This window comes from Pseudomonas sp. fls2-241-R2A-110, assembly GCF_030209165.1.
GTDB lineage: Bacteria > Pseudomonadota > Gammaproteobacteria > Pseudomonadales > Pseudomonadaceae > Aquipseudomonas.
In genome coordinates this window covers 21,107-39,173 of sequence record NZ_JARVSN010000023.1, presented here as the reverse complement: position 1 = coordinate 39,173, position 18,067 = coordinate 21,107, and the positions used below count along the sequence as shown (strand labels likewise).

At 59.4% G+C, this 18,067-nt stretch carries 17 protein-coding genes; 3 read left to right on the top strand and 14 right to left on the bottom strand.

What is annotated here, in order from left to right; all coding sequences use genetic code 11:
- Window positions 1–153 precede the first annotated feature (153 nt).
- Entirely contained in the window at window positions 154–621 is a 468-nt protein-coding gene (locus tag QRN31_RS18865) for a ferritin-like domain-containing protein (protein WP_285433723.1), read from the bottom strand.
- A 202-nt stretch (window positions 622–823) separates the two neighbouring features.
- Here QRN31_RS18865 and QRN31_RS18860 point away from each other — a divergent pair, with 202 nt between their 5' ends.
- On the top strand, window positions 824–1,060 hold the full coding sequence (locus QRN31_RS18860) for a DUF3820 family protein (protein WP_090188871.1): 237 nt from the start codon (window positions 824–826) through the stop codon (window positions 1,058–1,060).
- A 30-nt stretch (window positions 1,061–1,090) separates the two neighbouring features.
- The gene (locus tag QRN31_RS18855) at window positions 1,091–2,272 is read left to right on the top strand and encodes an aminotransferase class V-fold PLP-dependent enzyme (RefSeq protein WP_285433720.1); all 1,182 of its coding nucleotides are present in this window, start codon (window positions 1,091–1,093) and stop codon (window positions 2,270–2,272) included.
- Window positions 2,273–2,274: 2 nt separating this feature from the next.
- On the opposite strand, the gene QRN31_RS18850 is transcribed toward QRN31_RS18855, so the two are convergent.
- From QRN31_RS18850 to zwf, 4 genes are all read right to left on the bottom strand, one after another.
- Complete coding sequence (locus QRN31_RS18850; protein WP_285433719.1) at window positions 2,275–3,000, bottom strand: intradiol ring-cleavage dioxygenase; 726 nt, start codon at window positions 2,998–3,000, stop codon at window positions 2,275–2,277.
- A 263-nt stretch (window positions 3,001–3,263) separates the two neighbouring features.
- Window positions 3,264–3,929 (bottom strand): bifunctional 4-hydroxy-2-oxoglutarate aldolase/2-dehydro-3-deoxy-phosphogluconate aldolase, encoded by a 666-nt coding sequence (locus tag QRN31_RS18845; RefSeq protein WP_285433718.1) that lies wholly within the window; start codon window positions 3,927–3,929, stop codon window positions 3,264–3,266.
- Window positions 3,930–3,946: 17 nt separating this feature from the next.
- A complete protein-coding gene (gene pgl / locus QRN31_RS18840) occupies window positions 3,947–4,660 on the bottom strand; it encodes a 6-phosphogluconolactonase (RefSeq protein ID WP_285433716.1) in 714 nt (237 codons plus the stop codon).
- The gene (zwf, locus tag QRN31_RS18835) at window positions 4,647–6,116 is read right to left on the bottom strand and encodes a glucose-6-phosphate dehydrogenase (protein WP_285433714.1); all 1,470 of its coding nucleotides are present in this window, start codon (window positions 6,114–6,116) and stop codon (window positions 4,647–4,649) included. Before zwf ends, pgl begins: the two co-directional genes overlap by 14 nt.
- A 239-nt stretch (window positions 6,117–6,355) precedes the next feature.
- Here zwf and QRN31_RS18830 point away from each other — a divergent pair, with 239 nt between their 5' ends.
- Window positions 6,356–7,216 (top strand): MurR/RpiR family transcriptional regulator, encoded by an 861-nt coding sequence (locus QRN31_RS18830; protein ID WP_173667542.1) that lies wholly within the window; start codon window positions 6,356–6,358, stop codon window positions 7,214–7,216.
- Between the two features lie 112 nt (window positions 7,217–7,328).
- Here QRN31_RS18830 and QRN31_RS18825 read toward each other — a convergent pair whose 3' ends face one another.
- The 9 genes from QRN31_RS18825 to QRN31_RS18785 all read right to left on the bottom strand — a co-directional run bounded on the left by QRN31_RS18825 (window position 7,329) and on the right by QRN31_RS18785 (window position 17,919).
- Window positions 7,329–8,183 (bottom strand): D-hexose-6-phosphate mutarotase, encoded by an 855-nt coding sequence (locus QRN31_RS18825; RefSeq protein WP_090187339.1) that lies wholly within the window; start codon window positions 8,181–8,183, stop codon window positions 7,329–7,331.
- 116 nt (window positions 8,184–8,299) lie between these two features.
- Window positions 8,300–9,646 carry a carbohydrate porin gene (locus QRN31_RS18820; protein WP_285433712.1) on the bottom strand — a complete coding sequence of 449 codons (1,347 nt, stop codon included), beginning with the start codon at window positions 9,644–9,646 and terminating at the stop codon, window positions 8,300–8,302.
- A 191-nt stretch (window positions 9,647–9,837) separates the two neighbouring features.
- Complete coding sequence (locus QRN31_RS18815) at window positions 9,838–10,998, bottom strand: ABC transporter ATP-binding protein (RefSeq protein WP_222588146.1); 1,161 nt, start codon at window positions 10,996–10,998, stop codon at window positions 9,838–9,840.
- Between the two features lie 2 nt (window positions 10,999–11,000).
- Complete coding sequence (locus QRN31_RS18810) at window positions 11,001–11,846, bottom strand: carbohydrate ABC transporter permease (RefSeq protein ID WP_090187346.1); 846 nt, start codon at window positions 11,844–11,846, stop codon at window positions 11,001–11,003.
- Complete coding sequence (locus QRN31_RS18805) at window positions 11,839–12,747, bottom strand: carbohydrate ABC transporter permease (RefSeq protein WP_090187348.1); 909 nt, start codon at window positions 12,745–12,747, stop codon at window positions 11,839–11,841. The genes QRN31_RS18810 and QRN31_RS18805 overlap by 8 nt, the downstream gene beginning before the upstream one ends.
- Before the next feature lie 148 nt (window positions 12,748–12,895).
- Entirely contained in the window at window positions 12,896–14,197 is a 1,302-nt protein-coding gene (locus QRN31_RS18800) for an ABC transporter substrate-binding protein (protein WP_285433709.1), read from the bottom strand.
- Between the two features lie 117 nt (window positions 14,198–14,314).
- The gene (locus QRN31_RS18795; RefSeq protein ID WP_285433707.1) at window positions 14,315–15,574 is read right to left on the bottom strand and encodes a D-mannose isomerase; all 1,260 of its coding nucleotides are present in this window, start codon (window positions 15,572–15,574) and stop codon (window positions 14,315–14,317) included.
- Window positions 15,575–15,728: 154 nt separating this feature from the next.
- A complete protein-coding gene (locus QRN31_RS18790) occupies window positions 15,729–17,198 on the bottom strand; it encodes an ATP-binding protein (RefSeq protein ID WP_285433705.1) in 1,470 nt (489 codons plus the stop codon).
- Complete coding sequence (locus QRN31_RS18785; protein ID WP_259153128.1) at window positions 17,188–17,919, bottom strand: response regulator; 732 nt, start codon at window positions 17,917–17,919, stop codon at window positions 17,188–17,190. Before QRN31_RS18785 ends, QRN31_RS18790 begins: the two co-directional genes overlap by 11 nt.
- Window positions 17,920–18,067: the final 148 nt, after the last annotated feature.

The following is an 18,067-nucleotide window of genomic DNA, read 5'->3' as shown; positions in this document are numbered from 1 at the left end:
GAAGGACGATTTAACGATAGTCGGTTCAGTTGAGCCATGACTCATACACTTGAAAAACAAATTATTAGCTAGCTATCTATAGCCCGTCCAGCACTAATTCCAAGGCACAAAAAAACGCCAGACTGGCTGGCGTTTTTGACAGGCTACGAACGCTTAAGAGCGTGCGCGAGCCTGGTTACGCAGGGCTTTTACCTGATCGTGATTGCGTTGCACGCCGTGGTACTGACGTTCAACCAAGTCACGAATGCCCACCAGGTTGTGTTTGTTGATTTTTTCCATGGCTTCTTTGTAAGCCTTCAGCGCATGGTCTTCACCACGCTCGGCTTCGTTCAACACGGCCTCTTCATCTTTGCCGGTGAACATCGCTTTCACGTCAACCCAACGACGGTGCAAGTCGCCGCTGACGCTGGTGGAAGTTTCTGGATCGCCACCCATCGAACGCACGGCGCTTTGCAGCTCCGCCGCAGCGGTCGCGCAATCAGTCGAGCGTTGCACGAACAGGGTTTTGAGTTCAGGGTGCTTGATATCTTCAGCGCATGTCTTGAACCCTTCCTGACCGTCTTTGCTGGTTTCGATCAGGTCGTTGAGTACAGAGATCGCTTCTTTATTCATGTCGGTCATTTTCAATTCCTCGCGGGTTGATGAAAGATGTAATAGCTATTGCACCCTGCATGCCAGCTTCGAACTGAAGATATATTCTTTATTTTTCAATTAGTTAGATTTAACGAAAAAATCTGTATCCGCTTTTTTTGCATGATCTGTCAATTGGCCTGCATGCAGAATGCCTGTATTTTCCAGCTCGAATGAACCCAGACGACCGATGATGAACCCAGAGAAACTCGAACTGCTGATCACCCGCGAAATGCCCTTCGGCAAGTACAAGGGCAGAATCATTGCCGATCTTCCCGGCCAATACTTGAACTGGTTTGCCAGGGAAGGATTTCCCCATGGCGAACTGGGCGGCTTGTTGGCCCTGATGCAGGAAATTGATCACAACGGACTGGCCGAACTGCTCGAACCGTTGCGCGCCAAACACGGCAAACCTGCTCCGCGCCACTGACTGATCGTGTAAAACCGGACCGAATAGCCCATGCCCGATAACACTCGCCGCGCCCGTGATGAACAATTCTGGAAGACCTTTGCCGACCGCTATGCGGTCGAACCCGGGCCCATCAACCTGGAAAACGGCTACTTCGGCCGAATGTCGCGCACCGTGGTCGAGGAATACCAGCGCAACATCGAGCTGATCAACCGTGGCAACTCGGTGTATGTGCGTCAGCGTTTCGAACAAAGCGAAAGCCTTCTGATCCTCGAACAGCTTGCCGGACTGCTTGGGGTTCGCGCCGACACCGTTGCCCTCACCCGCAGCGCCTCGGACGGCTTGCAGTCATTGATCCGCAACTACAACCGCCTGCAGCCGGGCGATCAAGTGCTGATCTGCGACCTGGAATACGACACGGTCAAAGGCGCAATGCGCTGGCTCGCCAGGCATCGTGGTGTGGAAGTGATCGAAATCGACCACCAACACCCCGCCAGTTTCGACAGCTTGCTGAGCACTTATCGCGACGCTTTCGAGCGATATCCAAAGCTCAAATTGATGGCCCTGACCCACGTCACCCACCGCACCGGACTGGTCATGCCCGTTCAGGCCATTGCCGCTGCAGCCAAGGAACGGGGCATTGACGTGATCCTCGACGGTGCGCACGCCTTGGGTCAGCTTGAATTCAATCTGGATGAGCTGGGCATTTCGTTTGCAGGCTTCAACCTGCACAAATGGATCGGCGCGCCCCTGACGCTGGGCTTTATCTACATTGCCCCCGAGCGCCTGGCGGACATTGATCCGGACATGGGCGAGATGCATTTCCCGGTCACCGATATTCGCGCCCGCACGCCCTACAGCACGCCGAACATCCCGGCGTTGCTGACCCTGCCACTGGTGTTCGAGGAGCACCTGGCCATGGGCGGCGCCGCGGCCAAGAGTGCACGGCTCAACTACCTGCGCAACCTGTGGGTCAATGCGGTCAGGTCACTGCCGGGAATTGATGTCATGACCCCGGACGACCCACGCCTGTATTGCGCAATCACCTCGATGCGGTTTACCCGCCATGCCGATCAACAGGCGATGGTCGAGCGCCTGCTCAACGACTACAACCTGTTCACCGTTGTCCGCAGCGGCGCCGCGAGCGGGCCGTGCATCCGCATTACGCCGGGGCTCACGAACACTGCTGCCGAGATGAATTTACTGGCGCGGGCGCTGAGCGAACTGCGCTGACCTCATACCGTGTACTTGTCGAAGTCCTCCGGTTTGATGTGTGTCGAGGCGGCGAACGTGTCGATGCCGATGGTCATGTGGCCAAAATAGCCATCCTCGTTTGAATCTCGACCGAGGGTGTGAACGGTCAACGTCGACGCTTCGCCGCCCTGGTGTTGATAGTGAAAGTCTTGATCGTTGGTCAGCGGTGAAGCGGATCGACCGCCGTATTCGCGGGCGTTGAGCACCGAACGTGAGGCGACCTCGGGAAAGTAGAGCTGACCGACCCAGGCGACGTGCCGTTCTTGCAGAAAGTTGTTGCCGGAGGTTATTCGGACGGCGACATGAATGTGCACGGCTCGGCCGGCGTAGAACCCCGGATAGATCGAGGTAAAACGCACGATGCCTTTCTTGTCAGTGAATTGCCCGCCACGCAGGTAGGTGTCGTCGTCAGTGCGCAGGATCGAGCCGATGTCCCCGTCGTCGACTTCCTTGTCCGGATTGATCTTGCTCCAGCCCGAATACGCTCCGCGCGCATTGCAATGCCAGATATCGACCAAGGCTCCGGTCACCGGCTGGCCGGTCATGGCATCGACGATTGCCAGTCGAAGCACCAACGGAATGCCGTCAGCGCTTTCACTGATGTTGCGCCTGATCAGTTGGGGATTGCGAAAATACGGACCGGCAATTTGCTCGGGAGACAGCAGGTAGACCGGGTGTGAAGGTGCAACTGAAGTGTTGTCGTCCATGACGTTCTCTCTTCCATAAGATGAACGCAGGTTAACGCTGGTTAAGCGGTGAGATGCGGTAACTATGTATCGCCTGATGTCCCTGTGGGAGCGTGGCTTGCCCGCGATTCAGACACCACGGTCCGACAGACATACCGCGTCATCGTTCATCGCGGGCAAGCCACGCTCCCACACGTTTTTTTTGCGGGCAAAAAAAAACGGTGCACCGACCAAGCGCACCGTAAAGCCGTAGAACACACAACGAGGTGTCAGGTAAAAGCCGATCAGTCCAGCAGCGCCAGGGCCTCGGCGGTGCATTCCTGAATGCGGGCCCAGTCGCCGTTCTTGATCCACTCCGGATCAAGCATCCAGCTACCGCCCACGCACATCACGTTTTTCAACGCCATGTAGCTCTTGATGTTGGCCGGGCTGACGCCGCCAGTCGGGCAGAATTTCACTTCACCGAACGGGCCGCCGAGTGCCTTGATGGCCGCAACGCCACCGCTGACTTCCGCCGGGAACAGCTTGAAGCGGCGATAACCCAGGCTATAGCCTTCCATGATGCCGGAGGCGTTGCTGATGCCTGGCAACAGCGGAATCGGGCTGTCGACGCTGGCTTCAAGCAGGTCACGGGTGATGCCCGGCGTGACGATGAATTGCGAACCCGCCGCTTCGGCAGCGGCGAGCATGGTGCGATCCAGCACCGTACCGGCACCGGTCACCAGCTCCGGACGCTGCTCGCGCAGGATCTGGATGGCCTTGAGGCCGAACTGCGAACGCAGTGTCACTTCCAGGGCCGTCAGGCCACCGGCCGCGAGGGCGTCGGCCAGTGGCAGGACGTCCTGTTCGCGAGCGATGGTAATCACCGGCAGAATCCGCGCCTTGGCGCAGAGGCTGTCGATCAGGGCAACTTTGTCCGCCATGGAAACGGTCGGGGATGTGTTTGTCATAGCGGCTGATCCTTGGCTCATGGGCACCAGTAAATCTCTAACGTAGGTTGCAGAAACGCGCGAATCGGCATGGCGGCGACATCGTCACCGGCCAATGCGGCACTCAGGGTGGTCAGTTTGGACTGACCGGAAATCGATAGAACGGTGGTTTTGGCCGAGGCCAATAGCGCACGACTCATGGTCAGGCGCTGATGCGGCACGGTAGGCGCCAGCATGGGGTAGCAACGACGTGTACCGTCGACTTTCAAGGCGTCGGCCAGGTTCGGGCTGTTCGGGAACAGCGACGCGGTGTGACCGTCATCGCCCATGCCGAGGATCAGCACGTCGATTGGGGGCAACTCGGCGAGCAAACGGTCAGCCTGCTCGGCCGCCAGCTCAAGGTTCGCGGTCGCGCTGTACAGGCTCAGAAACTGCGCCTTGGCCGCCGGGCCTTGCAGCAGATAGCGCTTGAGCAGACCGGCATTGCTGTCGGCGTGTTCGACCGGCACCCAACGCTCGTCGGCCAGGGTCACCACGACCTTGGACCAGTCCAGCGTCTGCTTGGCCAGGTGCTGGAAGAACGCCACCGGGCTGCGACCGCCAGAAACCACCAGGGTCGCCGTGCCGCGTGCATCGATGGCCTCGCTCAGTTGCTTGGCCACATTCAGCGCCAGGCCCTCAGCCAACAGCACCGGGCTCTTGAACTCATGGGCGCTGACACCCTGAGGCAGTTTCAAATTAGATATCGCCATACCACGACCTCCCATCCCGCGTGATCAGAGCAATGGAGCTCATCGGTCCCCAGGACCCGGCCGCGTACGGCTTGGGCGCATCACCGGATTTTTTCCACCCGGCGATCAACTGGTCACACCATTTCCACGCGGCTTCAATTTCATCTTTACGGACAAACAGGTTCTGATTGCCGCGCATCACTTCCAGCAGTAACCGTTCGTAGGCATCGGGGATCCGCGCGCTACGCCAGGTGTCGGAAAAATTCAGCTGCAACGGGCCGCTACGCAGCTGCATGCCCTTGTCCAGGCCTTGTTCTTTGGTCATCACGCGCAAGGAAATGCCTTCGTCCGGTTGCAGGCGGATAATCAGTTTGTTGCTGATTTGCAGGCGCTGCTCGGGGGCGAAGATGTAGTGCGACGGTTCCTTGAAGTGGATGACGATTTGCGACAGTTTCTGCGGCATGCGCTTGCCGGTACGCAGGTAGAACGGCACGCCGGCCCAACGCCAGTTGCGAATATCAGCGCGCAGGGCGACGAAGGTTTCAGTGTCGCTCTGGGTGTTCGAATTCGGCTCTTCCAGGTAACCCGGCACCGGTTTGCCTTCGCTGTAGCCAGCGATGTACTGGCCGCGCACTACTTGCGTGGTCAGGCCTTCCGGGCTGATCGGCGCCAGCGCCTTGAGCACTTTGACTTTCTCGTCACGGATGCTGTCGGCGGACAGGTCGGCCGGCGGGTCCATGGCGATCAGGCACAGCAGCTGGAGCAAGTGGTTCTGGATCATGTCCCGCAGCTGGCCGGCCTTGTCGAAATAGCCCCAACGGCCTTCGATCCCGACCTTCTCGGCCACGGTGATTTCCACGTGGGAGATGTAGTTCTGGTTCCACTGGGTTTCGAACAGGCTGTTGGCGAATCGCAGCGCGATCAGGTTCTGGACGGTCTCTTTGCCCAGGTAGTGGTCGATGCGGTAAGTACGATTTTCCGGGAAGAACTGCGCCACGGCATCGTTGACCTTGCGCGAGGATTCCAGGTCCGAACCGATTGGTTTTTCCAGCACTACACGGGTGTTTTCGGCCAGGCCAACCTTCGACAGGTTCTCGCAGATTGCGCCGTAAACAGCTGCCGGGGTGGCGAAGTAGGCAATCACGCGTTGAGCGCTGCCCGCCATTTCAGCCAGGGCGACGTAATCGTCGGCCTTGAGGAAGTCCACATGCAGGTAGCTCAAGCGAGCCAGGAAGCGTTCGACCACAGCTTCGTCCAGCTCTTTGGCACCGACGTAACGGCGCAGCTCCGAGGTGATGAACGCCAGGTGCTCCTGCTCGCTGCCAGGCTCACGGGCCAGCGCGATAATGCGCGTATCCTCGTGCAACAGGCCTGCGCCATCGAGTTGATAAAGGGCAGGAAACAGCTTGCGCAGGGCCAGATCGCCGAGGGCGCCGAACAAGGCAAAGGTGCACGGTTCAACCGTAATCGAAGGCATGATGTTTGTTCTTTTATCAAGTTAAGCTACAAATACCTTTTTTCAAGGCATCACTCAAGGGAAAATGTAGTAATAACCACAACATTTTCGCAAAATACAGATTCCGAGTGGTGGTCGGTCGGAGCCATCAGTAGGATAGGCCACCGTTACGGGCCCGATCAAAGTCCCAATTTGCATAGCCAGGGCCCTTATTTGCACTGCTCTCTTGTTTGCGAGCTAAGGAAACATCTATGGACCGCGTGCGAAATTTACTGGAACAGATCCAGAATCGCCTTGAAGACCTGAACAAGGCAGAACGCAAAGTCGCCGAAGTCATCCTGCTCAACCCAGAGCAGGCCACCCGGTTCAGCATCGCCGCCCTCGCCCAGGCCTCAAAGGTCAGCGAGCCGACGGTCAACCGTTTCTGCCGTTCGTTCGGCGTCAGCGGCTACCCGGAGCTCAAGCTTCAATTAGCCCAGAGCCTGGCCAGTGGCGCAGCGTATGTCAGCCGCGCGGTCGAGGCCGATGACAATCCCGAGGCGTACACCAAGAAAATTTTCGGCAGCGCCATCGCTTCGCTGGACAGTGCGTTGCAGGCACTGGACCCGAACCTGATCAGCCGCGCCGTCGACCTGTTGATCCAGGCCCGGCAGATCCATTTCTTCGGCCTCGGCGCCTCGGCCCCGGTGGCGCTCGATGCGCAGCACAAGTTCTTCCGCTTCAACCTGGCCGTCACCGCCCACGCCGACGTACTGATGCAGCGCATGATTGCGTCGGTGGCACACACCGGCGAGTTGTTCGTGATCATCTCCTACACCGGCCGCACTCGCGAACTGGTGGAAGTGGCGCGTATCGCCCGGGAGAACGGCGCTTCGGTGCTGGGGTTGACCGCCGAAGGTTCGCCATTGGCCAAGGCCAGTACCTTGAGCCTGAACATTCCGTTGCCCGAAGACACTGACATCTATATGCCGATGACCTCGCGGATCATTCAGCTGACGGTGCTGGATGTCTTGGCGACCGGCATGACCTTGCGCCGGGGCGTGGATTTCCAGCCGCATTTGCGCAAGATCAAAGAGAGCCTGAATGCCAGCCGGTATCCGATCGGGGATGAGTTCAACTGAGCCCACGCCGATCGTTCCCACGCTCCGCGTGGGAATGCAGCCCGTGACGCTCCGCGTCACTGGACGCGGAGCGTCCCTTGAGGCATTCCCACGCAGAGCGTGGGGACGATCATTACGCCCCTACCCGCGCCTGCAAACTCAAATGCGCCCTCTGCCCCGGCGCCAGGCTGAGACTATCCGTCCCTCCGCTCGCGGCTTCAACACACACAAACTCGGAAATCTCGTTCCAGCTCACTCCCAGCAACGGGCGCGTGCCCGGGTGCCAAACCACCGTGTCCGCATGATCGCCGGTGTCGATGCACAACTCGCGCTGCCAGGCATGGTCCTTGATGTGCAATTCGCCGTCATGCTGAAACACCCGCTGACAGCCACCCTCGACCCGCAATTCACCTTCCTGCTGGCAAACCTGGCGATTCAATTGATCATATCCCTGTGCGCCATCGAGTCCAGACAGCGCTACCTCACCCACGTCGCCAATACGCCAGTAAGCGTGCAACGCCTGACTCAACTGGCACGGCAAGCTGTCCTGATGCTCGGTGCTCAGGCGTAAATCCATTCGTTCGCCAAGGTGTGCGTGCAAGTCCACTTGCCAGTCGCATAGCTGAAGTTGCCAATGCAGGTGCACGCCATCGTCGTCATGGCGGCTGTCGAGCAGCTTCCAGTCGATCAACCGTGCCCAGCCATGGGAAGGCCACGCGTTTTCGCTTGGATGACGGCCATACCACGGCCAGCACACCGGCACGCCACCACGAATTGCACCCACCTGCGGCCACTTCGCCGCGCACCAGAGCCAGGGTTTCTGGCCTGTGGGCTGGAAGTGCAGCAACTGCGCGCCCTGACGACTGAACACCGCCTGACACAGCGGATGGTCGATCACCAGCACGTCGCGCTTCTGATAGCGCTCCCACGCAAACACCGGTCGTTCGCGCAAGGATTTGAAGAAGCGTTGTAGCGGATGCTCATGCATGTGCCACGGTCCTGAAAAACATCTGTTACCAGGGCGTGCGCGGCCCCCAAAAAAAAGCGGACAGCCAAGGCTGTCCGCAAAAATGCGCACATAGAGAGGAGCTTATCGCAACAGCGTTAGAACACCGACTGAATTTTCAGGCCGGCGACCAGCGCGTTATCGACTTCGTCGACACCACCTGGGTGAGTGACGTATTGCAGGTTGGGACGCACAGTCAGCCAGTTGGTCACGTGGAAGCCGTAGTTGATTTCGTAGTTGTACTCGGTGCTACGCAGCGGCGAGAACAACGGATCGTTGTAGTCGGAGACACCGTTGCTGGCGTTGACCAACTCAGCGTTTTTCTTCACGTCATCGTTGACATGGATACGGGCGAAACCAATCCCGACGTCGTCTTTTGGACGTGCGTCGAATGGGCCCTTGTACACAAACATCAGCGACTGGTAGTTGTCGACGACGTTGGTGTCCTTGTCGTGGAACGTGGCGTTTGCCGCAACGTTCAGACCACGGGAAGCGTCGCCATTGTGGGTGGTGAGTTGCTGCTGCACGACACCCCAGTAGCCGTGCTTGCTGTCGTGAACGCGGTAGCTGTTACCGGTGGTCGCTGCGTCATTGCCGTTGGCGTCTTTGAGAACGTCATTGGCGTCAGCCGTGCTCTTGTAGTAACCCACGCGGTATTCGCCCGGCAGGCCGTTGACCTTCGGCGACCAGACCAACTCCACTGGCAACACGGTGCCCTGGGTACCGCTGCCGCTGAGCTTGAAGCCGTTACCGTGCTCCAGCTGCGTCGGGTTCTGGTTGTAGGCACCGATCTGCGCATACAACTCAGGCGTGATGTTGTACTTCACACGCAACGCCGCCTGGCTGATTGGCCAGTTGTACCAGATGTTGGTGGCCCAGTTGCCCACCTGGGAACCGCAGAACGCCAGGTTCTGGAACTCGCACGGGAAGGTGTTGAAGTCTTCGCCTTCGCCGAAGTAACCGGCCTTGACGTCCAGCTTGCCGTCGAGGAACTGGTGTTGAACCCACAGTTGAGTCAGGCGGACCATGTGACCACGGCCGTAGACTTCCTGAGAGGAACTCAAGGTCCCGGCACGCGGGTCACCGACGCGGTCGTTGGAGATGTTCTGACCGTTACGGTTGGTGAGTTGGATCTTGGCCTGGGTGTTATCCCAGCCCCACAGCTTTTGCAGGTCCAGCGCCACGCCCAGACCAAACTGGTCAGCGTAACGGGCAGTCTTGTCGTCGTTGTAGCCGCCATGGAGGTTGCCGCCGACTTCACCGACGTAGTCGGCCTTGATGTCGATACCTTGTTCAATCAGCTTGGTCCGCTCGCCACCCCAATCACCGGTCATCCACTTGGAATCGGCGCTGAACGCGTCAGCCGCATGCACACTACCGGCCATCATCATTGCCGCAACAGCTGACAATTGGCAGATAAGCTGAGCGTTGTTCTTCTTCTTCATCCCTACATCCTCGTTTTATTGTTATTAACTGTTTTTATTTAACGCGGTTACATCTTTTGCGCAGAGCGACAGGCCGCTCCGCGCATATCCCCCTGTAGGAGTGAGCCTGCTCGCGATAGCGGTGTGTCAGTCAACATCAATGTTGAATGAAAGTTCGCAATCGCGAGCAGGCTCACTCCTACAATTGATCTCTAGCGGCCTTTGAACTGAGCGACATTGGCGCTGTGGCTCTCGGCTTTTGGTTGACCGGCCACGCCCAGGCGCTCCCCCGTCTTGGCATCGAACAACAGCACTTTCGATGGATCGAATTGCAGCGTCAGGGTCTCGCCCACAGCCGGTGCAACGTCCGGCGCCAGACGGCAGCAGACTTTGGTTTCATTGAGATTGACGAACACCAGGGTGTCGGGACCGGTTGGCTCGGTGACCTGGACTTCGGCGCGAATGGTCGGCAAACCATTGGCCTCGCTACCTGCCAGCACGATCTGTTCCGGGCGCAAGCCGAGGATCACTTCTCGATCCTCCAGACCGGCGTCCTGCATGCCCATTGGCAATTCGCAACGGGCCTGGCCGCTGTCGAGCAGCGCCAGCAGACGACCGTCCTTGCGCTGCAAACGCAGCGGGATGAAGTTCATCGGCGGCGAACCGATGAAGCTCGCCACGAACAGGTTGGCCGGGTTGTTGTAGATGTCTTTCGGCGTGCCGAACTGCTGGATGATCCCGTCCTTCATCACCGCCACCTTGTCGCCCAGGGTCATCGCTTCGATCTGGTCGTGGGTCACGTAGACCGTGGTGGTTTTCAGGCGCTGGTGCATCAGTTTCATTTCGGTGCGCATCTCGACGCGCAGCTTGGCGTCGAGGTTGGACAGCGGTTCGTCGAACAGATAGATCTTCGGCCGACGCGCCAAGGCACGGCCCATCGCCACGCGCTGTTGCTGACCACCGGAGAGCTGGCCCGGTTTACGGTTGAGCAAGTGTTCGATCTGCAGCAGCTTGGACACCCGCGCCACTTCCGCTTCGATGTCGGCGGCGGGCATTTTGCGGATCTTCAAGCCAAAGGCGATGTTCTCGCGCACGCTCATGGTCGGGTACAGCGCGTAGGACTGGAACACCATGGCGATGTCGCGGTCTTTGGGGCTCATGCCGCTGACGTCCTGGTCACCGATCATGATCGCGCCGCCAGTGATGGTTTCCAGGCCGGCGATGCAATTCATCAGGGTCGATTTACCGCAACCCGAAGGTCCGACCAGGATCAGGAACTCACCGTCCTTGATCGACAGTTCGATGTTCTTGAGGGTGTCCGGCAGGCCAGGGCCATAGGTCTTGTTTACATTGCGAAGTTCGAGCGTTGCCATGATTACCCCTTGACTGCGCCGGCCGTCAGCCCGCGCACGAAATACTTGCCTGCGACCACATAGACCAGCAGGGTCGGCAGCCCGGCGATCATCGCCGCCGCCATATCAACGTTGTATTCCTTGGCCCCGGTACTGGTATTGACCAAGTTGTTCAACGCCACCGTAATGGGTTGCGAGTCACCACTGGAGAACACCACGCCGAACAGGAAGTCGTTCCAGATCTGGGTGAACTGCCAGATCAGGCAGACCATGATGATCGGGGTGGACATCGGCAGGATGATCAAGCGGAAGATGGTGAAGAAGCCTGCGCCATCGAGCCGCGCCGCCTTCACCAGCGCATCGGGCACGCTGACGTAGTAGTTGCGGAAGAACAGCGTGGTAAACGCCAGGCCATACACCACGTGCACGAACACCAGGCCCGTGGTCGTGCTGGCCAGGCCCATCTTGCCGAGGGTGAACGAGGCCGGCAGCAGCACGGTCTGGAACGGCAGGAAGCAACCGAACAACAGCAGGCCGAAGAACAATTGCGAGCCGCGAAAGCGCCACATCGACAGCACATAGCCGTTCAGCGCGCCGATGGCGGTGGAGATCAGCACCGCCGGAACGGTGATCTTGATCGAGTTCCAGAAATACCCGTCAACCGTGCCCCAGGCCTTGACCCAGCCGATGCCGCTGACCACGGTCGGCCAGCTCAGCAGGTTGCCGGAGTTGATGTCTTCGGGCGTCTTGAAACTGGTCAACAGCATGACCACCAGCGGTATCAGGTACAGAAATACAGCAAGGATCAGCACGCCATAGATCGCGATGCGACTCAGGCTGATGGAAGGTTTGGCAGCGAAACTAGTCATGACGCTTGGTCCTCAGCTCGGAGTACAGGTAAGGCACGATGATTGCGAGAATCGCACCGAGCATCAGAATCGCACTGGCCGAGCCCATGCCCATCTGGCCGCGACTGAAGGTGAAGGAATACATGAACATCGCAGGCAGGTCGGACGAATAACCCGGGCCACCGGCCGTCATTGCCGCCACCAGGTCGAAACTCTTGATCGCGATGTGGGCCAGGATCATCACTGCGCTGAAGAACACCGGGCGCAGGCTCGGCAACACCACTTTGAGGTAAATGCGCGGCATGCTCGCGCCATCGATCTGGGCGGCACGGATGATCGATTGATCAACGCCTCGCAGACCGGCGAGGAACATCGCCATGATAAAGCCCGAGGCTTGCCAGACCGCCGCGATCACCAGGCAATACACAACGCGATCCGGGTCGATCAGCCAGTCCAGGCGAAAGCCTTCCCAGCCCCAGTCACGCAGCAATTTGTCCAGGCCCATGCCCGGGTTGAGCAGCCATTTCCAGGCCGTACCGGTGACGATCATCGAGAGCGCCATCGGGTACAGGTAAATGGTGCGAATGAAACCTTCGCGACGAATTCGCTGATCAAGGAACACCGCCAGCAGCACACCGATCACCAAGGTGATACCGATGAACATGCCGCCGAAAAGCGCCAGGTTCTTGCTCGCTACCCACCAACGATCGTTGTCGAACAGCCGTTGGTATTGCGCCAGGCCTGCCCACTTGTAAGTCGGCAGGAAGGTCGACGTGGTGAACGAGAGGACGAAGGTCCACAGGATATAGCCATAGAACCCCACCAAAACGATGAACATGCTGGGCGCCAGCACCAGTTTGGGGAGCCAGCGCTGCAATGCATCGAACGGCGAGGCCTTGCTGAACACAGCAACAGAACTCATGGGGAAATCCAGTACGAGAGAAAATTTACGTTGAAAATGCTTCCCCTTGCAGGAGTGAGACTGCTCGCGATAGTTGAGTGTCAGACTCTGGATGTATCAACTGATACACCGCCATCGCGAGCAGGCTCGCTCCTACAGGGGCCAAGCATTACTTGGCCGCTTTGATCGCCGTGCCGAGTTGCTTGGCGGCAGTGGCTGGATCGGCTTTCGGGTCGTTGATGAAGTTGGTCACGACATCAAAGAACGCGCCTTGTACCGCCAGCGTGGTCGCCATGTTGTGCGCCATGCTCGGCTGCAAGCCGCCGGACTTGGCGTCCGCCAGGAAGTCCTTGGCAGCGGTCTGGGCGCAGGAGTCGAAACCGTACTTGCCCATGTCGCTCAGCATGTCGTTTCGAACCGGGATCGAGCCTTTGTTGATGCTGAAGACTTTCTGGAAGTTCTCACCCAGCACGATCTTGGCAATGTCCTGCTGAGCGGCAGCGGTGCCCTTGTCTTTCTGCTTGAACACGGCAAGGGAGTCGATGTTGTAGGTGAAGGCCTTGTCGGTGCCCGGGAAGGCTACGCACTCGTAGTCTTTGCCGGCGACTTTCTTGGCCGCTGTCCACTCGCTCTTGGCCCAGTCACCCATGATCTGCATGCCGGCCTTGCCGTTGATGACCTTGGCCGCTTCCAGGTTCCAGTCCTGGCCTTTGCCGTCGGCGTCCATGTAGGTCGCGACTTTCTTCAGCTCGGTCAGCGCCTTGACCATCTCAGGACCGGTCAGTGCAGCGTTGTCGAGGTCGACCAGGGCTTTCTTGTAGCCGTCGACACCCATGACCGAAAGAACCACCGCTTCGAACACGGTGCTGTCCTGCCAAGGCTGGCCGCCGTGGGCAAGCGCAATGAAGCCTGCAGCCTTGAGCTTGTCACCGGCCGCGTAGAATTCCTGAAGGGTGGTTGGCGCTTTTTCGATGCCGGCTTTCTTGAAGACTTCCGGGTTGATCCACAACCAGTTGACGCGGTGAATGTTCACCGGCACGGCCACGTAATCACCGTCGTACTTCACGGTATCGGAGACCTTCTTGTCGAGCAGGCTGTCCCATTTTTCTGTTTTGGCAGCGTCTTTCAAAACGTCGGTGTCGAGCAGACCGGTAGACGCCCATTCCTGAATGTCCGGACCTTTGATCTGCGCGACACCCGGCGGGTTACCGGCAACGGCGCGGCTTTTCAATACGGTCATGGCCGTAGCACCGCCACCACCGGCGACAGCACCGTCCTTCCAGGTGAATCCGTCTTTTTCGACTTGGGCCTTGAGGACATCGACAGCAGCTTTTTCACCACCGGACGTCCACCAGTGAACGACTTCTACCGAACCTTTGGAATCGGCGGCAAGCGTACTCAGCGGGAATGCAGACAGAGGAAGCAGTGAAGCGAGAGAAATGACAGTAGCGAGGCGAGAAATCGCATTCATCTAGTAGTACCTTTCTTGTTGTTATGCATGCAAGTCTGGTGCTTGCGCTGCATAGGATTTTAAACAGGAGTCATCCCTTCGCAGGTAACGAAGGGACGTTGGAATGTCACCGCATGGTTACACAGGAGCGCTCTGGGACACCTGCCCCAAGGCCGTGGCCATGCTCGGTGCCAACGGCAGGCGCGGGATCAAAACGGCTTGCCAGGCGTGATACAAATCCGGTTTCCCACCCCAGATATCGGCGCTTGGGCGGTTTTGCGGGTCCAGCTCATGGTGCCAACTGCCACCTTCGCGGTCGATGAAATGACTGTCACAGAATTCCCAGAACAGTCGGTACCAGGCTTCGTATTGTTCATCGCCGGTGCGTTTGAGCAGCGCACTGGCAGCGGCGCTGGCCTCGCAATGGGTCCAGTGCAGGCGATGGCTCACCACGGCGCGATTGTTCCAGTCCAGCGTGTAGACAATCCCGGGCAGCCCATCGACATTCCAGCCGTGACGGCAGTTGTTATCGAAGAGTTTTTGCGCGTCCGTCGCCAGCCAGCCCGGCGTGAGCATCCCGGCCTGGACCCGTGCGGCCTCGAGGTGCAGTAACAGCCGCGCCCACTCGAAACCGTGACCCGGGGTGGTGCCGTAGGGGCGAAAACCGTCGGCCGGGTTGTCGTGGTTGTAGTCACGCAGCGGTTGCCAGTTGCGGTCGAAATGCTCGACCACAAGGTAATCGTTGGCCGCGGCGTGACCGTGGATCACCCGCTCGACGATCCGTTGCGCACGGACCAGCCAGCGGTTGTCGTCGGTGACATCGGCCAGTGCGAGGAAGGCCTCGGTGGTGTGCATGTTGCTGTTGGCGCCGCGGTAGGCCTCTTCCTCGCTCCAGTCGCGGTTGAAGGATTCGCGCATCGCGCCCTCCACCTCGCTCCAGAAATGCGTGTCGATGATGTTGATCGCATCATCGAGCAAGGCCTGCGCGCCGGGCCGCCGGGCGACCACCGCCGAACTCGCGGCCAAGGCGACAAAGGCGTGCAGGTAGGCGGCCTTGCCGGTGTTGTCGTGAAGAGGATGGGCGCTGGCGAACCAGCCGCCGTGCTCGGCATCTTTCAACGGACCGCTGAGGGCCTGGACGCCATGGTCCACCAGTTCGGCAAACCCCGGCAGCCCCTGGATATGCGCCATGGCGAAGCTGTGGGTCATGCGTGCGGTGTTCATGGTTTCGGCTTGCGCGTTGGCCGGGAGGCGGCCCTTGTCATCGAGGTTGCCAAAGCCTTCGGGGAGCTTTGAAACCTTGGCAAACGCCAGCAGGCGCAGGCCTTCGGCGGCCAGCCAGTGTTGATGGGCGGGTGCGTTCAGCCAACTGCTGAAAGCCGGTTGGAAGGTGTCCATGGGGTGCCTTTTTTGTTGTTATGACTGAGGGGCAGTCTAAACAACGGCGGATGGCGGGCTTGTAACGAAGGGGGCGAGTTATGTCACCGGACCGTGACATTTGCCTTGAGGAATAGGTTGAAGCTTGCTCGCGATGAACGATGACGCGGTCTAACTAATCAACACTGCGCGGCAACTGCAACGTCACCCGCAACCCGCCCTCACGCAGATTCTGCAGGCTGACCTCCCCACCATGACTGTGGGCAATATTGCGCGCGATCCCCAATCCCAGGCCATACCCCTGCTGCTGCCCGGCCAGGCGGAAGTGCGGTTCGAACACCTGCTCCAGCCGCTGCTCCGGCACACCCGGCCCTTCGTCGTCGACGTGCAGGATGAACGCGCTTTCATCGTCATCGATGTGCAGGTGCGCGTTTTGCCCATACTTCAACGCGTTGTCGATCAGGTTGCCGATGCAACGCTTGAGCGCCAGCGGTTTCCCCGGATAAGCCGCCACCGCCCGCCCCTGCTGGGTCACGCGACCATTGCCATTGGGTGCCAGGTACGGCTCCACCAGGCAATCCAGCACGTGATTGAGGTCCACCGGTTCGATATTTTCGTGGATGTCGGTGTCTTTCACGCATTGCAGCGCGCCTTTGACCAGCAGCTCCAGCTCATCCAGATCGCGACCGAACTTGGCTTGCAGCTTTTCGTCTTCAAGCAACTCCACGCGCAACCGCAAACGGGTGATGGGCGTGCGCAAGTCGTGGGAGATCGCGCTGAACAATTGGCTGCGCTCAGTCAGATAACGGCTGATGCGTTCGCGCATGGCATTGAAGGCACGCCCCACTTCGACCACTTCACTGCCGCCGCCCTCAGCCACCGGCTCGACTTCGGCGCCCAGGGACATGTCCCGCGCCGCCCGCGCCAGGCGCTTGAGAGGCCGGCTTTGCCAATGCACCAACAGGCCGATGAACAACAGCAGGAAGCCACTGGTGAGGACAATGAACCACACCTGTTGCGCCGGCAGGCCCTGCTCTTCAAGACTGGTGTAGGGCTCGGGCAACAAGGACGCGATGTACAGCCATTCCCCCGGCGCCATCTGGATCTGCGTGACCAGCACCGGCGGGTTGATCGGCTCCAGAGTCAACGCGTAGTGCGCCCAGGAGCGTGGCAACTCATCGAGTTTCAGCCCGCTATTGAAGATCCGCAGGTCGGCGGGACTGACGAAGGTCACCGAGATATCCGTGTCGTGGCCCAGGGACTCGCGCAACACTTCGTCCACCGCTTTGAGCACCGCCGCTTTACGCGGAGTGATCGGCAGCACTTCCATGCCCAAGGGTTTGTCATTGAGGGTTACCACGAACCGGGTGCCGCCCATGCTGCGCAACTGGTCGAGCACCAACGGACGAAACGCCACCGGCAGTGAGCGAAAGTAACTGACGCTGGCGGTCATCGAATGGGCCAAGCTGCGGGCGCTGGTGACCAAGCCTTCGAGCTGGGTGGCGCGCAGTTGCGAAACCCAGATCACGCTCGACAACGTCTGCGCGAACAACACCGCCAACAGGGTCAGCAGCAGCATGCGCCCAAGCAGCGAACGCGGCACGGGCACCCGGGCCGCGAGCTTGCGGAAAAACTCAGTGACCATTGCTGGCAACCACATTGGCGGCCAGTTGGTAGCCGCTGCCGCGTACGGTACGAATCAGCCTTGGTGGTTTTTCGGTGTCGCGCAGGCGTTGACGCAGACGGCTGACGGCCATGTCGACAATGCGATCCAGCGGCATCAGATCACGGCCACGTGTGGCATTGCCGATGGTGTCGCGATCAAGGATTTGCTGAGGGTGATCGAGGAACAGTTTCAGTAACGCAAAGTCAGCGCCGGAGAGAATCACTTCTTCACCGTCGGTGTGGAACAGTCGATGGCTGACCATGTCCAGGCGCCAGTCGTCGAAGGCCAGCACCTCGCTGCCGGAGCGCTCCTGACCGAATTGCGCACGGCGCAGCAAGGCCTTGATCCGCGCCTGCAATTCACGAGGACTGAAGGGTTTGCCCAGGTAGTCGTCGGCACCCAGCTCCAGGCCGATGACGCGGTCGGCCTCGTCGGAACTGGCCGTGAGCATGATGATCGGCACCTGAGCCTGACGCGGGTGTTGGCGGATCCAGCGACACAAGCTGAAACCGTCTTCGTCCGGCAGCATCACGTCAAGGATCACCAGATCGCTCGGGGCCTCGTTCATGGCTTGGCGAAAGCCTGCGCCATCGGGCGTGGTGCGGACCTGGAAACCGGCGCGGGTCAGGTAGGTGTCCAGCAACTCGCGTATCTCTTGATCGTCATCGACCAACAAAATCGACTTGTTGACTGAGCTCACGGGGCGGCGTCCTTGTTGTTTGAATTGTGCGGATTATGCCTGATCGTTGCCTGATCGTTCCCGCGCTCTGCGTGGGAATGCCTCAAGGGACGCTCCGCGTCCAGTGACGCGGAGCGTCACGGGCTGCATTCCCACGCAGAGCGTGGGA

Excerpts from the sequence above, each read along its gene's own strand:
- QRN31_RS18865 (WP_285433723.1), bottom strand. The coding sequence starts at position 621 with ATGACCGACATGAATAAAGAAGCGATCTCTGTACTCAACGACCTGATC.
- QRN31_RS18860 (WP_090188871.1), top strand. The coding sequence starts at position 824 with ATGAACCCAGAGAAACTCGAACTGCTGATCACCCGCGAAATGCCCTTC.
- QRN31_RS18855 (WP_285433720.1), top strand. The coding sequence starts at position 1,091 with ATGCCCGATAACACTCGCCGCGCCCGTGATGAACAATTCTGGAAGACC.
- QRN31_RS18850 (WP_285433719.1), bottom strand. The coding sequence starts at position 3,000 with ATGGACGACAACACTTCAGTTGCACCTTCACACCCGGTCTACCTGCTG.
- QRN31_RS18845 (WP_285433718.1), bottom strand. The coding sequence starts at position 3,929 with ATGACAAACACATCCCCGACCGTTTCCATGGCGGACAAAGTTGCCCTG.
- pgl (WP_285433716.1), bottom strand. The coding sequence starts at position 4,660 with ATGGCGATATCTAATTTGAAACTGCCTCAGGGTGTCAGCGCCCATGAG.
- zwf (WP_285433714.1), bottom strand. The coding sequence starts at position 6,116 with ATGCCTTCGATTACGGTTGAACCGTGCACCTTTGCCTTGTTCGGCGCC.
- QRN31_RS18825 (WP_090187339.1), bottom strand. The coding sequence starts at position 8,183 with ATGCATGAGCATCCGCTACAACGCTTCTTCAAATCCTTGCGCGAACGA.
- QRN31_RS18820 (WP_285433712.1), bottom strand. The coding sequence starts at position 9,646 with ATGAAGAAGAAGAACAACGCTCAGCTTATCTGCCAATTGTCAGCTGTT.
- QRN31_RS18815 (WP_222588146.1), bottom strand. The coding sequence starts at position 10,998 with ATGGCAACGCTCGAACTTCGCAATGTAAACAAGACCTATGGCCCTGGC.
- QRN31_RS18810 (WP_090187346.1), bottom strand. The coding sequence starts at position 11,846 with ATGACTAGTTTCGCTGCCAAACCTTCCATCAGCCTGAGTCGCATCGCG.
- QRN31_RS18805 (WP_090187348.1), bottom strand. The coding sequence starts at position 12,747 with ATGAGTTCTGTTGCTGTGTTCAGCAAGGCCTCGCCGTTCGATGCATTG.
- QRN31_RS18800 (WP_285433709.1), bottom strand. The coding sequence starts at position 14,197 with ATGAATGCGATTTCTCGCCTCGCTACTGTCATTTCTCTCGCTTCACTG.
- QRN31_RS18795 (WP_285433707.1), bottom strand. The coding sequence starts at position 15,574 with ATGGACACCTTCCAACCGGCTTTCAGCAGTTGGCTGAACGCACCCGCC.
- QRN31_RS18790 (WP_285433705.1), bottom strand. The coding sequence starts at position 17,198 with ATGGTCACTGAGTTTTTCCGCAAGCTCGCGGCCCGGGTGCCCGTGCCG.